This is a genomic window from Bacillus sp. JJ1474 (genome assembly GCF_036965225.1).
GTDB lineage: Bacteria > Bacillota > Bacilli > Bacillales > Cytobacillaceae > Cytobacillus.
Map to the genome: position 1 here is coordinate 26271 of NZ_JBALPC010000032.1, position 18616 is coordinate 44886.

Here is an 18616-nt window from a genome sequence, read left to right on the forward strand (position 1 = left end):
TCTTTACTAACCCATTCTCCTAATTTGTACCTACATACTTAAATTCTTCGTTATTCCCAAAAAGAAAAACAATTTCATACTTTCTCTCACTACCATATTGGTCATAACCATAAAGGAAATAGCCGACTTGTGTATTTTCAGATTGTGGGAGATAAAATTGTAAATACATAGGTAATCCAGCAATTTCTTTTGGAAAATACCGTTCTATTGGAGAGTCATTCAGTTTAGCAAAATAGATCTTTTCATCAATAACCTCAAAATTAACATCAAATTCACTTCTTAATTTATCGAATTCGTTATTTGCTATATGCTTCAAGATTAACCTTGATTTATGGTCAAACTTTGAAAGATTGCTAAAAGCGTCTGTTAATTTCGTTCTTTCTTTATTCAATTCATCGTTAATTAATCTATGCTCTTCTTTTAGTTTACTAATCTCCATATCTTTCTCTTCAAGCTGAGCTTCGTATTCCATATCATATTTATCATCTGAACATGCAGATAAAAAAATTAGAATCAGCACAATTCCCAACAATAGAATAAACCGTTTCATTTTATCAACTCCATTGAAATATCTTAACTTGATAGTTCCATAAAGAATTTTCTAATATCCTCTGGTAATTCTTCTACTGCATGAATTTTTAACTTTGCAGTTCCTGGTGAAGTCATAATTACATAAGACTTTTCGTTAAACTCAAAAAGTGTGAATTGTCCTACTCTATTAGCTGTATTCTCTTGAATATAGTTAAAATCCTCTCTTGAAAAATTACTTTCATAACCGTCTAAGAATAGCTTTTGAACTTCCTTAAAGCTGTCTGAAAAAGTTAATTCTTGATACAATTCAAGTGAGTTTTTAGGTTTAAAGAAATTTACATAATAGAATAATCCACCAGCTATTATTAATATGATTACCAAGTAAATAATCCAATCTTTTAGCGTTCTTTTCTTTGTAATCATCGAATTTTCTCCCCCATTTAACTTCAAATCTACTGCCCCTTTAGTACAATAACTTCAACAAAAAAGCGTTTATCCCTTCTTGGATCAACGCACCCGATAGCACAACAATAAATAACAGTTCCTGATTATTGTGAGATTAAATATTTTTCTTTGAAAATTGGACTCAGCTCACTCCATACATCGAATTTATTCCCATCTATATCGTAAAAAACAAAATTCCTTCCAGAGTGACCTCTGTTTTCAATTTCTCCAACTTTAATCCCTTTACCTATAAAATCCCTATGTATTGTTTCAAAAGCAACTAAACCATTCACTTCAAATGTTAAAGAAAAACATTCCTCACCATAAATATCAATAAAATTGGAACTTTGATGTTCTTTTGATTTAACAAGAAAAATGCTTTGGTTTGCAAGATTTAAAATTGCTTTATCTTCATCTTTATAGCTTAATTCAGCATCTAATTTATTTACATACCATTCAGATGATAGTTCCACATTAGTTACTGGAATATATGTGGTTCCGACCCTTAATAATTTCTCACTCATTAAAAATCACTCTCCCAAATTCTGATGAGTAAACAATTCCCTCTCTTTATATGTTTCTCCTTTAATCGACTCCATAATTTTCATAATTGAACTAACTTGCCCCTTTGGTGAAAAAGCGACTGTTCTTGTTGAACAATCGCTACCCGTTAGAAGAAAAAATGGCTGCCGATAAGACAACTATATCTTGAACCAACATATAGTGAGTAAAACTACTTCAGCTGGGTAGTATATGTTTGGGATGGTGTGTTTTCATCATTAGCATATTCCCCATTAATAAACAAGGAAGTGAATAGATGAATCAGAGTAACGAACGCAATAACTTTGGTGGAAATATAGAAGAAAGTGGCAACAATCAAGCTGGTAGTAATGCTAATCAAGATGCGAGTGACTTTGGTGAAGCAGCAGGAATTTTTAATGGAGCCGTTGCGGGTGCTATGATAGGTGCTCCATTTGGACTAATTGGTACTGTAATAGGCGGTGTTTCAGGCGGTGCTATTGGTAACCAGATCGTAGAGGGGGCTGAAGTCGATGACAAAACAGCTTCCACAAATCGTGATGAGAGCAATAATAATTCTATAAATAAGTAGCAGGCACTTTACAAAAATGTATTTGTGTTAATCCCACCAAAAAAGGACCGTCAAAAAGACAGTCTTTTTTTTTCACTAAAGCACTCGTTCGTTTAAGTACATTTCTGCACAATCTTTATCTTCTTGATATTGGAAAGAAAGCGACTCTCCTTCTAATTTTAACAATGAAATTATTTCTTCTTTTTTATTTTCTCTTCAGCCTTTCTTTTGTTTTCTTCAACTCTAAATTTTACGATTTTACTAATTAATTCATAAGGGATGGGTTTTCCTATAGGAAATTGCACTGCGCCTTTCGATGTCTTATATCCCGATAATTCCTGTTTAAATGTATTAATTCCGCTTGCAGTTGGATAAAGCCCTATATGGTTTTTGAATGCAGCAAAATGTACCAAATTTCCATTTAAAGCAAAAGTAGGAATTGCATAACTTATTTTTTCCTCAGCATTTGGCGCAGATTCCTTTATAACCTTTCTTATTGTTTTTAGTATTTCTTGAATCTCTTGAGGATATTGTAAAATATATTCATCAATTGATTTCGGAATAGTGGTTTGTTGTTCCATTGTATTTCTCCTTTTCATAAAAAGGTTTTTATAGTATTTCAAAACATTTTATCATAAGGCTCTGTTAACGTTTAATGTTGATATTATAACGAGAAAAAATAGAACATCCAATTATTTGGAAGTTCTATTTTTCGTAGTATGGTCTTATTCAACTATAGCACCCTTTAGCACAATAACCTCATTCCTACAAATGTATCTTTTAATGACTCGTATTATCTGGTAATTCTTCAACCACAAGAATTTTTAACCTTCAGTTCTTGGAGAAGTCAAGAGTCAAAATCTTCTTTTGTAAAATTGTCTTCATTGCCGTCTAATATAAGTTTTTGTACTTCCTCAAAATCATTTGCAAAATGCAATTCCTAATAGGTGATAATGTTCGTTGAGTTCTTCTGAATGTATTTTAGTCTCTTACTCCACCAACACTAATTCCAGGAGCATTTATAATGAAAATTTGATACAGTAGTTGGGTGATCGCTAAATTTCCTTTATTTTACAAATGTTACTTCATACAAAAATCACATTTTTGTAATATACTAATTGATGAAAATGAATAGTAATATTTATTTTATATTTTAGAGGGAAGTTTAGGAGGATTTATTTTGAAACGTATTTTTACCGCAGCAGCAGTTTTACTAGCAATGTCTATTTCTACTAGTGCGTTTGCTCACTCGCATATAGGAGGATCAAATCCAGCAGATGGTGATGTTGTAACGGAACCATTAAAAGAAATAGTTCTTGAATTTGATGGTAAAATTGAACAAGGTAGCTTTATTGATGTAAAAACGGAAGAGGGGAAAGCAATCGAACTACAAGATATTATTATTGGTGATGGTACATTAACAGGTACTGTTGCTGAGCCACTTCCAAATGACGAATATCAAGTAAATTGGAGTATTATTAGTGCAGACGGTCACCCATTAGAAGGTGAATTCTCATTTACTGTAAATGCGCCAGTTCCTGAATCTGTGGAAGAAGTAACAAAGGAACCGTCAGAAACAACTGAATCAGCTGAGCAATCGACAGAAAATCAAGAAAAAGCAGCTTCAGCGGATGAAGTGGAGAAAGAATCATCTTCTATGACAGCTATTCTTATTGTTCTTTTAGTTATCATAGTAGCAGGTGGTTTCTTCTTACTTACTAAAAGAAAGAAATAATAAATGGGTATATTAGTAATTATTAGTCAGGCACTTTTATATTTATGCTTTTCGGTCTTAGTAGGAAGTTTTTTTCTTCTCCTTGTCCCAAGGAAATATCGTCCTGATATAAAAATTCCAAAGCGCTTATTACTTATTAGCGCCATTATGCTACCTGTTTTCGCATTTATTCCTGTACTTGATATTACGTTATATATTGCTCCACGTTTAGGTTTATTTGAATCGTTAATAATTGTTTTAACAACCTATACAATTGGGACTGCATGGGATTTTACCCTTCTCGTTTCTAGTGTATTAATACTATTAATTGCCTTGGCGAAATCTACTGAAAAGAACATTTTCTCTATTTTAGGAGCATTTCTAACATTTGGATTAATATTAACAGTTGCTTGGTCAAGCCATGCGAGTGCTGTTGATCCAATTATAGGAATTATCAGCGACTTTATTCATTTAGCAGCTGTCAGTGTTTGGGTTGGAATTCTACTTATGATTGGCTGGTGTTCGCTCAATCATAAAAATTGGCTTGAATTTTTAAGCTGGTTTTCCCAGGTTGCTTTTGGCTGTTTAGTTGCTACAATTCTTAGTGGTGTTTTCTTGATGGATATAATGGTCGATGGGTATATTGGTTCATGGCTGGTTTCATATGGACAAGGGTTATTAATGAAACATTTATTCCTACTGCCACTTGTTTTTTATGCATTAGTGAATGGTTTCATTGTAAAATATAAAATTTCAAAAGATGCTACATTCAATCCAATCCCTTGGATTCGTGTAGAAGGCTTTATTTTATTTACAATCTTTACAATTACAGCAGTTTTTTCGCAACAATCACCGCCTCATGGGAATTATTTAACGGGTGATGCGATATCACCTTTATTCAGTCTATTTCACGATGGCATAATCGATTCTGATACTACAATTGGCTTTTTTGTGAACTTAAATACAGTATGGTTCTTTTTTCTTTCTATTCTATTTATGGGGTTAATTGTATTATCATTTTTAAAAAAAGCATCGATTATTATATCTTTTCTTTTTAGTTGCTTATTTGTAACGAGTATATACTTTATGATAATGGTTACTGTGATAATTCGCTAAAAAGAGTGTGACTCAAAAAGTCGCACTCTTTTTTTATTTTCAATTCTGGATATTTTTTAAGTAGTTTTAATAAATAGTGGTAAACAATGACTCCAAATAATTTCCTTCTTAAAAAATTCACCTCATCATTTAGTAAACTTAATAATGACATCAAATTTTTTCAATTGGTGCCACTGTAAATTTTCCATATTGATATAAACTAGTTAGTTTATTACTGAGCGCTGGATGTCCTTCGCTTTTCCCTTACTATAATGAGCTCAAGTACATTTTTTCACAATCTTGCTGGCAATTATGTTGTCTCATAACAAAAGCCACCAGTAAATCGGTACCTTGTTTTTAACAACTCCCGTATTTTTCTATTCCACCCAGTAAGGTGAACCCAAATGAATCACAGAACTGCTAAACCTTGTGACCCAAAGTAAGGAAAATTAGTCCATGCAGCAACCTGCAATCTTGCTAAACTACCATCCTTTTGAATATTAAATACTGACACTGTTCCTTGATTTCCGTTAAGGGTGTAAAAATGCCGTCCATCTTTACTCACTCCAACATCCATCGGCAGGCCTGGTGCTGTACCTGGCGGTGTACTGGTAATATGCCTTACCACCGACAGTGCTCCATTGGGATCAATTCGGTAGGTGGAGATGGTGCCGCTTAAGGTGTTGGTAGTATATGCAAAACGTTCATCCCTCGTTGTTACAACCCAACAAGCAGTCTGATATCCGTTTGGTACAGAGCCGCTAATCACATGAAGGATACCATCGTTGCTCAATGAATAAGATGACAGTGCATTTGAAACTGCTTCTGTAACTAAGAGGATTCCAGACGATAGAAAATAAACTCCCAATGGTCCTTGACCATAAGAATCATTAACGATTGGTCCTGTAACCGTACCATTTTTATTTACAGGGAATACACTGATATGGTTTGATGTAAGCTCAGAGACAACGATTTTACTGCCATCCGGAGTGAAGAGAACCTGCGCCGGTTGAGCATTGAAGGTACTGAGAGAATGGGTGGATCCTGGAATAGGAGTAAGGCTTCCGTTATCATCTATGTGAAAGCCAGTGATATTTGATGCAAAATTGTTTGCGGCATTACCTACATTGGAGACATAGAGAAGATTACCAAACACATCTACGCTATTGGGCTGAGCACCTCCTGATGGCTTTATATCCACGAGTACAGGTGCCCCGCTGTCGGTTATGATGAAACTACTGATACTATGGCTGCCTGCGTTAACTGCAATTAGAAAACGTCCATCACGGGACAAAGTTAGGGCCCCTTGTGACGCTAGGGGATCGACGCCATCATTTGCTGTTGCAGTGGAAACTTCCTTTGTACCAGTACCTCTTCCATAAGTTGGGTAGGAACCCACAAAGGTGAGCATTCCATTCATGTCCATGTAATAGGCAATGATTTGATTCATTACTTCATTATTGGTCATCATGTACACCATACTCGCACGTGCACGAAAATAATTGTTCATTATCTGCATTTTATGACCCTCCTCCTTTCCTAATTTTATATGGTTCTGTTGTCATTATAATTCCCCAATTCATTAAGAAGAGCACATTTCCTGCTCTAGAAATGCGCCCGATTATGGAATAATCAACAACTCTTCTATTAGCTGATATTGAGAAATAAGGAAAGCACAGTTATTTGTATGCCTATTTCACATAATCTCCGTTATCGGAAGTGAAGATTTTCTATTTGACGGTTTTTCTCATGAAGTTAATATCACCAATTTCTTTATTGAATCCCCATTTTTCATAAAAAGATATTTTGTCAGATTTACAATACAATTCAAAGTGTTGCACAGATTGAAGTTTAGGGTGTGTCGTTACTTGATCTAACAATATTCGTCCCAAACCTTTTCCTTGATACTCTTCATGGATAATAACATCGAAAATTAAGGCTTTATAGACAAAATCTGAAAGAACACGTATAAAACCAATGAGTCTATTAGTTTTATTTTCACATATTCCAATGAGGATGTCTGTGTTTTCAAGCATTACCAACACGTCTTCAAACTTTCGGTTATCTGTCCACCATTCTTGTTGGTATAATTCGTAGAGTTCTATGATTTGTTGTTCATCTAGTGTTGAGATGATATTGTAATTCATGTATGTTTCATTCCCTTCAAAACATAAATATATATTTATATATATCATTCACTTTTCAGGTGTACAAATCCTTTTTTGCGATGTTTTACTATGTCAACTATTACGCTCTCTCAATTGTGCTTGATGCTACATAAAAAAGTTGGGGTTAATGCAACCTCTTCCTCAATTAAATGGCCCTTTTCTGGAACAAGTTTTTTGCCCTGAGTAAAAAATAAATTCACCTCTGTTGTCACATATATTATGGAGGTGATTGAATATGAGACCAAAGTTATCCGCTATTTCTGTAATTACTGTACTTCTTATGAGTATTTTTATGCCTTGCACAGCCCATGCAACTGTACAAAAAGGCAACAATGGTAGTATGAATTTCGATATTGACTTAACAGGTTATCTACTCTATGGATTTGGTGATTTTAATCAGCTGGGTTATAAAATAACACCACTTGCCCAATTATATTTTACAATTATTCAGTTGGAAGAAGAATGGATTGATGAACCACGACTATATATCAAGGGTAACAAAGGTTATGTTCACCTTTGGAAAGAAGATGGAACTAATGTACTTTATACTGTTGAAAAACAAACAAGTGGCCCATTAAAAGATAGGTGGAAAATTGTTGATGTTAAAAGAAAGAAAATTAACCGAATACCAGTTCCAAAACAATTACTTAAAGAAGCATTGATTGAACGCTTAGTTGACCCAATAAGTAAAGCTATTGAAACATATTATAAACCTAAACTGTGGGATCGGGGATTCGAGGAAATCCTTAAAATAGAGAGAGATGAGACAAATTTCAACTTAAATGTAACTGTTCAAGTTCAAACTTTTGAGGGGGCACATAATCCACCTTATGGTGAAGAAACAATTATTTTTCAAATTCAAGGTAGCCATATTAAGGTTGTTGATTATAAACATAGAGACATTCCAAAAGAAGAATGGACTAAGATAGAATTAAGAAATAATTCTTATAAGAAAACAAAGCAGCAATAAAAAAAATTTGGGGACTCAAGACCTGTCACTTTGCCTGATAATTTACACTTATTTCATGTGCTATTTTGCACATCCAGCTTTAAAACCAGCTATTTTTTCATGTGAATATTAACTCGGTTTTTTTTCCCTTAGACATTTTTTCAAATAAATCCACCGGCATTGTGAATTTGGTTGTTTTCTCATTACGTCAATATGTATCTATTTCTATCTGTTAAGGCTTGTCGTTGATTTTATAAATAACTAAACCCCGCCAAGTGATGGCGAGGTTTAGTTATTTATATTAAACTACCGATCTCCGTTACATGAACAAAGAACTAATTTATCGTGTGACTTTCTAATAAAACTTGCATTTTCAAAATAATAGACATCCCTCAAGTAAGTCTAATTTAAATTTAGTGGGGCTTAAGAGCATACAGGAGCACAAGGTAATTCCACGTTAGAATCTGAAGTCCCATTACTATAAAGGAAATTTGCAAAAGATGTTCCTGCAGTAAGTGTTACGCTACTGTTAAACGTATACGTGAATGACAATGGTGTAGCGGTAGTTTGATTGGGATTAGCTCCAATTCCATTGCCACTTGGGGCAGTAGTACAAATACCTTCGCAAGCAAATCCATCTGTACAAGTAAAATCTCCAAAAGATACACAAGGTAAATCTATACAGAATGTGACTAAGGGGCTACTAGGATTTATAGTAATTGTAAATGTGTTATTAAGCGGAGAAAATGTTGTCATTATCACTGTTCCACTTTCTGTAGTTATTGTTGAAGAACAAGGTATTACACCCATATATGGTGACCTCCTTTCAAATAAGATACATTTAAAATATTCTCACTTAAATTATTTGTTTGGACAAACAGGTAATCTTATAAAGATGTATGTAATAAAGTTGAACATCAATCTTTACTTCTCTGCAAAAAAACTGAATCGTTAGTTGAACAAGCACCCAGTTAAATATTGATATGAATTGTTCCATCTGATTTAACTGTAACCAATGGATACTCAGGAGAGTTTTCACCAGTAAGAATACTTTCTTTATCTAGAATTTTTGATAGGCTTTTCATAAATTTAAATACCGCAATAACTACAGTTATACTTTTAACTTCTTTTGGATCAATATCAAATTCTATTTCATCTTCTGAAAAGAAATGGCAATTAATCAAAACACCATTAATGTTAATAGACATTAAAATATGGTAGTCATTATCTTTTAAAAAATGGGCATCATCGGTTTCTTCATACTCCGTTTCTTGTCCATCCTTGTAATAAACAATATCCCAAGGAGAAGTGCGAATCCAATCAAAAAATTTTTGCCAATCGGTTAAATCAACGTCAACAATATAAATATCCCTTAGACTTCCATCCTTGAAAAATACTTTATCCAAAACCTCTTTTGTAATTTCTGTTTAATAAGTCCCAATAATATGATTATTTCATTTGTATTTTACCACTTCTTCTTGAACTAAACTGCCCGTTAGCCATCCATGAAGCGCAAAAATCAGCGCTTCACCACAGAGAATGAAAATGGATTCCCCTGTCTATACTGTTTCTACGGCTGGCGAAAAAGGTCGATACACTATGGTGCCATAGAGCCCATCCGGTAGTCTGACTCCAACGTAGTTAAATTCCAGAAACAAATCAGGGCTTCGGCTCTGATTTATTTTTTTGATAAAACCTGTCCTTTTTTCGACTTCATCCATATATAAAAAGTGAATGAATTTATAAAGAGTCTCAAGAAAGGGATGGTAATAATGGCAAGGTATCGCGTGGTTTACACTCAATTTTGGGATGATCCGAAGGTTGTGGAGGAAATGACGCCGGAGGATAAGTATGTGTTTCTTTATTTGTTGACGAATAAAAATACGAAACAAATCGGGATTTACACGATAACAAAAAGACAAATGGCTTTTGATACAGGGTATTCGCAAGAGGCCATTCAAAGTATCTTGGAGCGCTTGATCAATAAGCACAAACTTTTGAAATATAACCAGGAAACTCGGGAAATCGCTGTTAAGAATTGGGGAAAATTTAATTTTATTCGCGGCGGAAAACCGGTGGAGGATTGCGTGAGAAGCGAATTAGAAAAGGTAAAAGACTTACAGCTCATTGGGTATGTAGGGGAACGTATTCGAAATGTAAAGATGAGGAAGTTATTCGAATCATATGCTGATTCTTCTTTTGAATGGTCTAAAAACGAGTCAGATGATCTATCGAATCATGACAGTCTGGACGATACGTCCACGATACGGGGACAAAAAGAAAAACAAAAAGAAAAAGAAAAAGAAAAAGAAAAACAACTACTAAGTAGTCGGTGTGATCAGGTGTTTGATTTTTATCAACATAATTTTGGCGTACTATCGCCATTTATCACAGAAGAAATTGGAGATTCTGTAGACGAATTTGGGGAACTTCTTGTGATAGAGGCTATGAAAATATCATTATCTGTCGGTAAACGAAATTGGCGGTATACATATGGGATTTTGAAAAGGTGGCGTGACGAACGGGTGAACACGCTGGAAGATGTATGGGCGTTGGAGAAGGAGTTTGAACAGCGGAAAAAGGGTCCAGCTATGACAGAAATGAGCCCCAATGTACCAAGTATTTATCAGCATAATCCGTCAGAGGGGGAGGAGTGACATGACTGTCGAAAAAGCGCTGCTTGGCTGTATGCTGAAGGAGAATTTTTACATAGGGAATAGTGTGATCAGGCCTGAACAATTTGAAGACCATCGTCATCAAGCACTTTATAGGGAAATGCGTCTTTTGCATGAAAAAGGCAGGAGCGTGGACATCATTACGCTCACGACAACCGTGGATATGGAACCGTTCGGAGGAATCTCCTATCTTTACGATCTACAATCGTATGCCAATCCGAAAAAGTTTGATGAATATGAGCAGCTCCTTCTTGACCAATGGAAGGAGCGGGAGAAGAGAAATATTTTAACACGGGCAAAAGAGGAGGACTGGGGAATCCAGCAAGTGATTCAGACGTTACATCTCATTGATGAAGCGAGAATGGATGACCATTTGTCCATTTCAACAGCATTGGCTGATATTTATGAAGCACCATGGCAGGAAGGGAAGCAAACAAAAGGGATTCCTGCGGGGATTAAGCGTTTGGATCAAATGACGAATGGTTTTCAAGCGGGGGAGCTGACGGTCATTGCTGCTAGGCCATCCATGGGAAAAACAGATGTGATGCTCCATTTTGCGAAAGAAGCTGGCTGGCATGGGTATCTTCCCATTATTTTTTCACTCGAGATGCCTACTCAAAGCTTGGTACAAAGGTTAATCGCCTCCACAGGGGGGATCAACCGCATCAAATTACGAAACCCTTTTCAAAGTCTTAGTTTGGAGCAAAAGGAAAAATGGACGGACATTATCGGGCGTATATCCAAGACAGATATGCAGATATTTGACGGCGCCAGGCAAACAATCGCTGAGATGAGGGCGAAAACGAGAAAGCTGATTCATCAATTTCCTGAACCAAAACCGATCATCATGATTGATTATTTAACGTTAATTCGCCCAAACCAGGATTATGGCGGAAACATGCACATGCAAGTGACGGAAATTTCTCGGGAATTGAAGATGCTCGCCAAGGAAATGAACTGCCCCGTTCTCTTGCTTGCCCAATTAAATCGAGCGGTGGAGCAAAGGCAAAATAAACGACCTCTCATGTCGGACATCCGTGAATCGGGAAGTGTCGAGCAAGATGCGGACGTCATTATTTTCCTCTACCGTGATACGTACTATGATCTGGCCTCAGACCAGAAACAGCTGGAGCTGATTATCTCCAAAAACCGCAACGGCCCAGTCGGAACTGTTTTTGTAAACTATAATCAATTTACAGGGAGAATGGATGATGCCGACGATTGAAGCTCTTTATGAAGATGCCATGCGCTATGAGGAGCATGTCCTTGCTCATTACATTTTGTGCTTAATTCAAGAGGGGAAAATATCATTGGATGATGAGGATTCTGTTTTGTTTGAAGTTCAGCCAGATATGGAGAAATTGACAAACATGATTGAAAACAATTATCTTCGTTTTTGCGAGATTCATATGTATGCACTTAAGGTGGGGGAGCGGAAATGGGCTTTTATTTTTGCTGAAAGTGAAGAAGAAGCGAAAATACATTTGTGGCGAACGACGGGACGAAGGGCATTGAATTGTCGTGAAATGGCTCCGGATGAAGAGGTATTCATCGCTAATCGCTTTATAAGTTTTCGTGAATGGAAAAAGGAACAAAAGGAATTTCCTTGTTTGGTTGGATATTGCTGAAGGAAAGTGCCAGAAACGGCCGTCTTGACCCTTTCATGGAACGCGTTTTCTTAGGAAAGTGCAGAAACGGTTGTCATGAACCCTTCATGAAGCGTGTTTTCTTAGGAAAGTGCGAGAAACGGTCGTTATGATACTTTCATGGTGCGCGTTTTCTTTGTACTGTGCCAAAATCGCGATTTATTTAACGGAATTTTAAAAATAGTTTGAAAGTAGTAGTTAATTGCTTTACGATACGAGTAAAGTAGGTTTTCCAAATGAGAGAAGTGAGTTTTTTTAGTGAAAAAATCATATTTACCCTATTGTGTGTTCGTGTTCCGGATGTTCATCGGCGGACTAATCTGCCTAATATGATTGCCATCAAAATGGACCTGGAAGGAGTGGCTGAAATGTGCTGCATCGCTGGAGTTGGGGGCGATGTCTTGAAACGTTGGGAGACAAGGGATTGGAAATATGAAATTCATTCAAATAATATATATTATGAAAAGGGATTTTATTATGGATAGAGGACACAAGAAGAAATAGGCGGAAGAGGGGTTTTCATTTGGCTATTATATTTACGATGCTGATCTTAGGAATACTGTTAGGATTTATCGGGGCTGGCGGGGCTGGATTTATTATTGCGATTTTGACATTGATGTTTCATATCCCAATACATACGGCGTTGGGTACATCTTTAGCGGCAATGGCATTTACCTGTCTATCAGGTGTGGTCAGTCATTACCGCGAAGGCAATATCGTGTTAAAGGCGGGAATCGTTGTCGGGGCATTTGGTGCCATTGGCGCCTTTTTTGGCTCGATGATTGCCGCGATTATCCCTACTGCGCAATTGCATTGGTTCACTGGGGGCATACTGATTTTTTGTTCGATATTACTCGTTTTCCGATTATTTCTATTAAAACAGCCTTCAGCCGTGCAGGAGGCCTCAGCTGCTTCAGAAAATAATTACGGATTTTGGATTCGAGCAATTACTCTGGGGCTGCTTTCCGGTCTGATGGCAGGGTCTTTCGGCATCGGAGCTGCACCATTTATCCAGCTTGGATTAATGATCTTTTTAGGATTATCAGTCCGTCACTCCGTCGGAACCACGATGCTGGTCATGCTTCCAATCGCGATTGGCGGCAGCCTTGGATTTAGTACGGGCGGATATGTTGATGTGATTCTTCTTATACAAATATTAGTCGGTTCGATGACTGGTGCCTATATTGGCGCGAAATTCACCAACTTTGCCCCAAAATCAGTTTTAAAAATATCGATGATTTCAACGCCCGCAGTAGCTGGGCTTTTACTCCTCTTGGGCTAATAAAATGCGATTTATTTTGGCTATGGTGTTAGTCTCATAGTCAGGTAGGTTTTACTAAGTTAGGGGATTTGCTACATTCAATCGGAAAGAGGCAGGAATATGAAAAATCCCATAGTCATAGAAGGGAGATATATAGTTTGTCAGTTTATAAGCTTTAGAGAATACTAAGTTAAGGATGGTTGCAATTACCTAATCAGGAACAGAAGAAAAACTACCCAAATTATGTCATAATTAATACAAGAGAGTATGGATATTGAATCTAAAATACTAGAACTAAAGGTATTGCTCTTTAGGAGGTTTTTCTTGAATGACTAGTGCAGTGGTGACAAAGCAAACTTGGATGAGTTTTGTACAAGAAGGTTCTATCGATGAACGAAATTTGTCATATGAAATTCTCCAGTCTTGGCAATTATGTAGACAACATAACGTAAATCCGTATGATGGAGTTGCCACGAAAATTTTAAATAGAGAAGACTTTGAAAAAAAAATGAAAGAGAATCAACTATTGATCAGTTTGACGAAACAGACTCTTCCACAATTACAAAGATTTTTAAAGGCTTCCAATTATGTAACCATTTTAACGGACTCTGACGGATGTATTTTGTATAGAGCGGGTGAAAGTTCCATTGTAAATGCAGCAGAGCGTATTTCCTTTAAAGAGGGAGTAACATGGATTGAGGAGGAAGTAGGTACAAATGCGATTGGGTTGGTAAAGAGATGGCTAAAACCGATAAACGTTAATGGCTATGAGCATTTTGCTAGAGCCTCTCAATCTTGGAACTGCTTTGCCGCTCCGATTCTAAATCAAAATCAAGAACTGTTAGGGGTGCTCAATATTTCAAGCATGACTTCTATTCAGATACTCTTTCTATTATATGTTCATGGGATAAAACCATTTGTGCTTTATCGCCTCAACTCATTCCTAATTATCAAGGTTTGATAGGTTTATCGCTTACAGAAGTAGATAAAGAAGATTTAAACCTATCAAATACACTTATTCCCATCTTAAAAGAAAATAGAGTGATTGGTTACCGCATTCCGATTATGGAGGAAGAAGAACAAACCATACCTTTGAGATTTGATGGAGTTAAAGGAGTAAGTAAAAAATATCACGATCTGTTAAAAGAAGTAGAAAAAGTGGCTCCCACAGAAGCTCCTGTTCATATACTTGGTGAAACAGGTGTGGGAAAAGAAATAATTGCAGAGGCCATTCATCATAATAGTCATCGTTCAACAGGTCCTATTGTTAAGGTAAATTGTGCTGCTATTCCTGAACAGTTGTTAGAAAGTGAACTTTTTGGTTATGAACCAGGTGCCTTTACAGGAGCTAATAAAAAAGGCTTCAAAGGTAAATTTGAACAAGCAGACGGTGGTACTCTGTTTCTTGATGAGATTGGCGATATTTCTCAATCGATGCAAAAAGCTTTATTGAGAGTTCTTCAGCAAAAAGAGTTAACGCGTTTAGGTGGTACAGATGTCAGGAAGGTAAATGTCCGTCTCATTACAGCGGCCAATATCGATATAAGAGATTTAGTGAAACAAGGAAAAATGAGAGAAGACTTTTTTTATCGAATTTACGTGTATCCTATGACCATTCCTCCATTACGCGAAAGAAAAGAAGATATAAAAAGTTTAATAGAAAACTTTTTTCTGAAAGAACAATGGTTTCCGCGTTGGAGAAAAAGGTTAATCAGTATTTTTACAAAGGGTCAATGGCATGGGAATGTTCGTGAATTAAAAAATTCACTCGAACGATGCAAACTACTATATGCATATAAAGTTCCTACAGATGATGAATTGTTACAATTGACATCAACTTTGGATGAAATATCATTAACAAATACTTATACACAAGTGAATAACTTTAGAGAAGAAGTAGAAATCAACAAGATTAAAGACGCACTCATCAAATATAAGGGGCATGTATCCAATGCAGCAAAGGAATTACAAATATCGAGAGCCACTTTATATCGAAAGATGAAAAAATATGATTTGTAATCATAAAGATAGAATCAGTTGGATTTCATTCCGCGGATCTTATTTATTTCGAGAGATATTTTTTAGACCAGCCACTTATAGTGAGACAAAGCGAGTCGATATGAGACAAAATGAAACAATTTGAGAAAAGTTGTTTCATTTTGTCTTTATTTTTTTATAAAAAAGGAGTTAGAAACTATATCAATGTAGTAATTTTGAAGTTGGCACGAAATTTGCATTATAGAAGTGTGTAGCAAAAATACACCAAAGAATGACGTAAGATAGGGGATGGGCTGAATGAAAGCATTAAGATGGCATAACGCAAAAGATTTAAGACTAGACAATATTGATGAACCGGTAGCAAAAAAAGGGGAAGTAAAAATTAAAGTGGAGTGGTGTGGAATTTGTGGTAGTGATTTACATGAATATACCGCAGGTCCTATTTTTATTCCAGCGGAAACACCACATCCATTAACGGGTGATAAAGCTCCTATTGTCATGGGACATGAGTTTTCTGGACAAGTTGTTGAAGTCGGTGAAGGGGTATCAAAGGTACAAGTGGGTGACCGAGTTGCAGTAGAACCAATTTATTCTTGTGGAGAATGCGAAGCTTGTAAACAAGGAAAATATAATCTTTGCTCGAAAATGGGATTCTATGGCCTGGCAGGAGGCGGAGGCGGATTTTCTGAATTCACTTCTGTGCCAGAACATATGATTCATAAGCTTCCGGAAAATGTATCTTATGAACAAGGGGCACTCGTGGAGCCATCAGCTGTTGCTCTTCATGCTGTTAAACAAAGTAAAGTCCAAGTCGGCGATAAAGTAGCTGTTTTTGGAACGGGCCCAATCGGTTTATTAGTTATTGAAGCATTAAAAGCAGCGGGTGCAGCAGAAATTTATGCAGTTGAATTATCTGAACAACGCAGACAAAAAGCAGAAGAACTAGGCGCGATCGCGATTGATCCGAATAATGGTGACGTTGTAGAGCAAATCCACCAGCTAACAAATGGTGGAGTGCATGTTTCATTTGAAGTGACTGGAGTACCGCCAGTTTTAACACAAGCCATTAACTCTACGAAATTCAACGGAGAAACTATGATTGTAAGTATTTTTGAGAAGGAAGCATCCATTCATCCTCAAAATATCGTTCTAAAGGAACGTTCAGTAACGGGGATTATCGGATATCGTGATGTTTTCCCAGCCGTCATCAGTTTAATGGCACAAGGATACTTCCCTGCAGATAAACTCGTAACGAAACGCATCACGCTTGATGAAGTAATTGATGAAGGCTTCGAAGGTCTACTAAAAGAAAGAAACCATATAAAAATCTTAGTAAAAGCTGAATAATTGTTTGAGAAGGTATCTATCTTCGAATTAAATTTAGCATCAAGATTCTAAATATGAAAAAAAGATGATATGAACGGCACCCCTAATTTTAGCTCTGTCTAATATTAGGAGGTGCTATTCTTAAACAAATAGATCGTTTATGTTCATTCTCTTGCTTGTATGCTAGGTTTAATTTTTCCACGACTTCTTCTGAAGAAATCTCACCGTGAATTTCTTTTTCCATTAGATTAGATATTAATGGACTAGGCTCAAATGGCCCATCGATTTGATTTATATTTTGAGCAAATTCCCAGGATTTTCATCTAGCCTCTAAATTCTTATTTATGCAAATTTATTACACGACAACTCATTGTCCAACTGTTATTTTATGCTTTTCCCCCATTTTTATTTTTTGAGAGAATGATAGACTTTTAGGCAATGTAATGGATGCAAAACTAGCAAGAATGGCAAGGATCCCTGCAGCACCAAACGAAATGAAATGAGTTCCGAACACTTCGAATGCCCAGCCTCCCATGAATGACCCGATGGCTGCACCGATTTGATGCCCTACAAAATAGGCGAATCCGTTTAACATTCCGAGTAACCGCACTCCGTATAAGTCACCTAAAATCGCTGTGGACATAGCAACGGAACCGGCCCATACCAACCCTCCAATAAAGGAAACGAGAAAGAGCTGCCAGGTAGTCATCGATAAAACGAGAGCGAAAAATCCAAGTCCGCGAACAAAATAGATGATAAATAAAAGATTTTTCCGTGGAAAACGGTCCGCAAGCTGCGCTAAAAACAATGTGCCAATAATGGCAACAATCCCGATCATCCCTATCCCAAACGAAGCGGTCATGGGTGAAAAATGATGATCGATCAACATCGGCACCCCATGGGAACCTAATAGATTCATCCCAAATCCACAAGCAAATAAACTAAAAATAATTTTCCAATATGTCTTTGTCATTAATGCATCCTTAAATGTGATGGCTGGTTCTTCCCGGCTAATTTTCTCGCCAGCGGCTCCCATACCGTCAGCCCCAGCCGGAACATCTTCCCTCATTATTAAAATGGCTGATGGAAGGACAAGGATGATAAATATTCCACCAAATAGTAAGAGGGTGTTCTGCCAGCCGACAAGACCAATCAGCCAGGTTTCAGCGGGCGTCATTACGGCAATCCCCGCCATTGCCCCGGTCGTTAAATAAAAAAGTGCCTTCCCTCTCTGACGGACAAACCATTTACTAATAATGGGCGATAACGTAATACTACTTAAAAAAGAAAGTCCAATCGACAGGAACACACCGAATGATAATAGAAACGAAAGCATCCCGTTGGAGTTAACCGTCCATACAATCGAAATACATACAATGGCTAATCCTATCAATAATACAAAACGTGTATGAAAAGTTTTTAATAGAATTCCAGCTAGCAACATGCCGATCCCATAAACAATCATTCCAGCTGAAACAATCAGCGAAAATTCCGTGCGAGATAACTTTAAATCCTCCATAATCGGATTGACAAAGGGACCGATGCCCATTCGCAAGCCAGTAGTAAGCAACACAATGACGGAAGCAGCGATCACAATATACCAGCCAAAATAAAGGCGATTATTTTTATCCATGTTGTACTCCCATTTCAATTTTTTTTGCAAATACTTAAGCAAACCCTTCATGGCGAGTTTTTTCATAAAGGTCCAACAAAACGAGT

Annotated in this window: 21 protein-coding genes; 13 read left to right on the forward strand and 8 right to left on the reverse strand. The window is 36.6% G+C overall.

The window, feature by feature from the left end; genetic code table 11:
• Positions 1–19: 19 nt before the first annotated feature.
• The 3 genes from V7164_RS05065 to V7164_RS05075 form a co-directional block, all read right to left on the reverse strand.
• Positions 20–550 carry a hypothetical protein gene (locus V7164_RS05065; RefSeq protein WP_335353521.1) on the reverse strand — a complete coding sequence of 177 codons (531 nt, stop codon included), beginning with the start codon at positions 548–550 and terminating at the stop codon, positions 20–22.
• Positions 551–573: 23 nt separating this feature from the next.
• Complete coding sequence (locus V7164_RS05070) at positions 574–954, reverse strand: hypothetical protein (protein ID WP_335353522.1); 381 nt, start codon at positions 952–954, stop codon at positions 574–576.
• 125 nt (positions 955–1079) lie between these two features.
• Positions 1080–1499 carry a VOC family protein gene (locus tag V7164_RS05075; protein WP_335353523.1) on the reverse strand — a complete coding sequence of 140 codons (420 nt, stop codon included), beginning with the start codon at positions 1497–1499 and terminating at the stop codon, positions 1080–1082.
• A gap of 293 nt (positions 1500–1792) precedes the next feature.
• Here V7164_RS05075 and V7164_RS05080 point away from each other — a divergent pair, with 293 nt between their 5' ends.
• On the forward strand, positions 1793–2086 hold the full coding sequence (locus tag V7164_RS05080; protein ID WP_335353524.1) for a hypothetical protein: 294 nt from the start codon (positions 1793–1795) through the stop codon (positions 2084–2086).
• Between the two features lie 170 nt (positions 2087–2256).
• On the opposite strand, the gene V7164_RS05085 is transcribed toward V7164_RS05080, so the two are convergent.
• Positions 2257–2646 carry an iron chaperone gene (locus tag V7164_RS05085; RefSeq protein ID WP_335353525.1) on the reverse strand — a complete coding sequence of 130 codons (390 nt, stop codon included), beginning with the start codon at positions 2644–2646 and terminating at the stop codon, positions 2257–2259.
• A 599-nt stretch (positions 2647–3245) separates the two neighbouring features.
• On the opposite strand from V7164_RS05085, the gene V7164_RS05090 reads away from it, so the two are divergent.
• On the forward strand, positions 3246–3800 hold the full coding sequence (locus V7164_RS05090) for a copper resistance CopC family protein (RefSeq protein WP_335346638.1): 555 nt from the start codon (positions 3246–3248) through the stop codon (positions 3798–3800).
• Positions 3801–3803: 3 nt separating this feature from the next.
• A complete protein-coding gene (locus tag V7164_RS05095; protein ID WP_335346637.1) occupies positions 3804–4895 on the forward strand; it encodes a copper resistance D family protein in 1092 nt (363 codons plus the stop codon).
• Between the two features lie 388 nt (positions 4896–5283).
• On the opposite strand, the gene V7164_RS05100 is transcribed toward V7164_RS05095, so the two are convergent.
• Both V7164_RS05100 and V7164_RS05105 read right to left on the reverse strand, forming a co-directional pair.
• On the reverse strand, positions 5284–6393 hold the full coding sequence (locus tag V7164_RS05100) for a lactonase family protein (protein ID WP_335346636.1): 1110 nt from the start codon (positions 6391–6393) through the stop codon (positions 5284–5286).
• Between the two features lie 211 nt (positions 6394–6604).
• Entirely contained in the window at positions 6605–7021 is a 417-nt protein-coding gene (locus V7164_RS05105) for a GNAT family N-acetyltransferase (RefSeq protein ID WP_335346635.1), read from the reverse strand.
• A 256-nt stretch (positions 7022–7277) separates the two neighbouring features.
• Between V7164_RS05105 and V7164_RS05110 the strand changes: the two genes are divergently transcribed.
• Positions 7278–8012 (forward strand): DUF3888 domain-containing protein, encoded by a 735-nt coding sequence (locus tag V7164_RS05110; protein ID WP_335353526.1) that lies wholly within the window; start codon positions 7278–7280, stop codon positions 8010–8012.
• Positions 8013–8562: 550 nt separating this feature from the next.
• Positions 8563–8946 carry a hypothetical protein gene (locus tag V7164_RS05115; protein ID WP_335347346.1) on the forward strand — a complete coding sequence of 128 codons (384 nt, stop codon included), beginning with the start codon at positions 8563–8565 and terminating at the stop codon, positions 8944–8946.
• A gap of 16 nt (positions 8947–8962) precedes the next feature.
• Here the strand turns inward: V7164_RS05115 and V7164_RS05120 are convergent, their stop codons facing one another.
• The gene (locus V7164_RS05120) at positions 8963–9397 is read right to left on the reverse strand and encodes a hypothetical protein (RefSeq protein ID WP_335347347.1); all 435 of its coding nucleotides are present in this window, start codon (positions 9395–9397) and stop codon (positions 8963–8965) included.
• A gap of 366 nt (positions 9398–9763) precedes the next feature.
• On the opposite strand from V7164_RS05120, the gene V7164_RS05125 reads away from it, so the two are divergent.
• From V7164_RS05125 to V7164_RS05160, 8 genes are all read left to right on the forward strand, one after another.
• Positions 9764–10648, forward strand: coding sequence for a DnaD domain-containing protein (locus V7164_RS05125; protein ID WP_335347348.1), 885 nt, complete (start codon positions 9764–9766; stop codon positions 10646–10648).
• A 1-nt stretch (position 10649) separates the two neighbouring features.
• On the forward strand, positions 10650–11891 hold the full coding sequence (locus V7164_RS05130) for a replicative DNA helicase (protein ID WP_335347349.1): 1242 nt from the start codon (positions 10650–10652) through the stop codon (positions 11889–11891).
• The gene (locus V7164_RS05135; protein ID WP_335347350.1) at positions 11875–12294 is read left to right on the forward strand and encodes a hypothetical protein; all 420 of its coding nucleotides are present in this window, start codon (positions 11875–11877) and stop codon (positions 12292–12294) included. The genes V7164_RS05130 and V7164_RS05135 overlap by 17 nt, the downstream gene beginning before the upstream one ends.
• A gap of 254 nt (positions 12295–12548) precedes the next feature.
• Positions 12549–12797: a hypothetical protein gene (locus V7164_RS25645; protein WP_438824134.1), complete on the forward strand. Its 249-nt coding sequence runs from the start codon at positions 12549–12551 to the stop codon at positions 12795–12797.
• A gap of 56 nt (positions 12798–12853) precedes the next feature.
• Positions 12854–13594 carry a sulfite exporter TauE/SafE family protein gene (locus tag V7164_RS05145; protein ID WP_438824042.1) on the forward strand — a complete coding sequence of 247 codons (741 nt, stop codon included), beginning with the start codon at positions 12854–12856 and terminating at the stop codon, positions 13592–13594.
• A 307-nt stretch (positions 13595–13901) separates the two neighbouring features.
• Positions 13902–14534 carry a GAF domain-containing protein gene (locus V7164_RS05150; RefSeq protein WP_335347352.1) on the forward strand — a complete coding sequence of 211 codons (633 nt, stop codon included), beginning with the start codon at positions 13902–13904 and terminating at the stop codon, positions 14532–14534.
• Positions 14535–14638: 104 nt separating this feature from the next.
• Positions 14639–15592 carry a sigma-54 interaction domain-containing protein gene (locus V7164_RS05155; RefSeq protein WP_335347353.1) on the forward strand — a complete coding sequence of 318 codons (954 nt, stop codon included), beginning with the start codon at positions 14639–14641 and terminating at the stop codon, positions 15590–15592.
• Between the two features lie 276 nt (positions 15593–15868).
• On the forward strand, positions 15869–16918 hold the full coding sequence (locus tag V7164_RS05160) for a 2,3-butanediol dehydrogenase (protein ID WP_335347354.1): 1050 nt from the start codon (positions 15869–15871) through the stop codon (positions 16916–16918).
• A 346-nt stretch (positions 16919–17264) separates the two neighbouring features.
• Here the strand turns inward: V7164_RS05160 and V7164_RS05165 are convergent.
• A partial coding sequence (locus V7164_RS05165; RefSeq protein ID WP_335353527.1) for an MFS transporter occupies positions 17265–18616 on the reverse strand: 1352 nt, incomplete at its 5' end.

What these genes read in the sequence shown, in the direction of transcription:
- V7164_RS05160 (WP_335347354.1), top strand. Translation starts at nt 15,869, where the DNA reads ATGAAAGCATTAAGATGGCATAACGCAAAAGATTTAAGACTAGACAAT.
- V7164_RS05135 (WP_335347350.1), top strand. Translation starts at nt 11,875, where the DNA reads ATGATGCCGACGATTGAAGCTCTTTATGAAGATGCCATGCGCTATGAG.
- V7164_RS05065 (WP_335353521.1), bottom strand. Translation starts at nt 550, where the DNA reads ATGAAACGGTTTATTCTATTGTTGGGAATTGTGCTGATTCTAATTTTT.
- V7164_RS05070 (WP_335353522.1), bottom strand. Translation starts at nt 954, where the DNA reads ATGATTACAAAGAAAAGAACGCTAAAAGATTGGATTATTTACTTGGTA.
- V7164_RS05110 (WP_335353526.1), top strand. Translation starts at nt 7,278, where the DNA reads ATGAGACCAAAGTTATCCGCTATTTCTGTAATTACTGTACTTCTTATG.
- V7164_RS05155 (WP_335347353.1), top strand. Translation starts at nt 14,639, where the DNA reads ATGGAGGAAGAAGAACAAACCATACCTTTGAGATTTGATGGAGTTAAA.
- V7164_RS05105 (WP_335346635.1), bottom strand. Translation starts at nt 7,021, where the DNA reads ATGAATTACAATATCATCTCAACACTAGATGAACAACAAATCATAGAA.
- V7164_RS05085 (WP_335353525.1), bottom strand. Translation starts at nt 2,646, where the DNA reads ATGGAACAACAAACCACTATTCCGAAATCAATTGATGAATATATTTTA.
- V7164_RS05130 (WP_335347349.1), top strand. Translation starts at nt 10,650, where the DNA reads ATGACTGTCGAAAAAGCGCTGCTTGGCTGTATGCTGAAGGAGAATTTT.
- V7164_RS05100 (WP_335346636.1), bottom strand. Translation starts at nt 6,393, where the DNA reads ATGCAGATAATGAACAATTATTTTCGTGCACGTGCGAGTATGGTGTAC.
- V7164_RS05125 (WP_335347348.1), top strand. Translation starts at nt 9,764, where the DNA reads ATGGCAAGGTATCGCGTGGTTTACACTCAATTTTGGGATGATCCGAAG.
- V7164_RS05145 (WP_438824042.1), top strand. Translation starts at nt 12,854, where the DNA reads ATGCTGATCTTAGGAATACTGTTAGGATTTATCGGGGCTGGCGGGGCT.
- V7164_RS05080 (WP_335353524.1), top strand. Translation starts at nt 1,793, where the DNA reads ATGAATCAGAGTAACGAACGCAATAACTTTGGTGGAAATATAGAAGAA.
- V7164_RS25645 (WP_438824134.1), top strand. Translation starts at nt 12,549, where the DNA reads ATGAGAGAAGTGAGTTTTTTTAGTGAAAAAATCATATTTACCCTATTG.
- V7164_RS05150 (WP_335347352.1), top strand. Translation starts at nt 13,902, where the DNA reads ATGACTAGTGCAGTGGTGACAAAGCAAACTTGGATGAGTTTTGTACAA.
- V7164_RS05075 (WP_335353523.1), bottom strand. Translation starts at nt 1,499, where the DNA reads ATGAGTGAGAAATTATTAAGGGTCGGAACCACATATATTCCAGTAACT.
- V7164_RS05095 (WP_335346637.1), top strand. Translation starts at nt 3,804, where the DNA reads ATGGGTATATTAGTAATTATTAGTCAGGCACTTTTATATTTATGCTTT.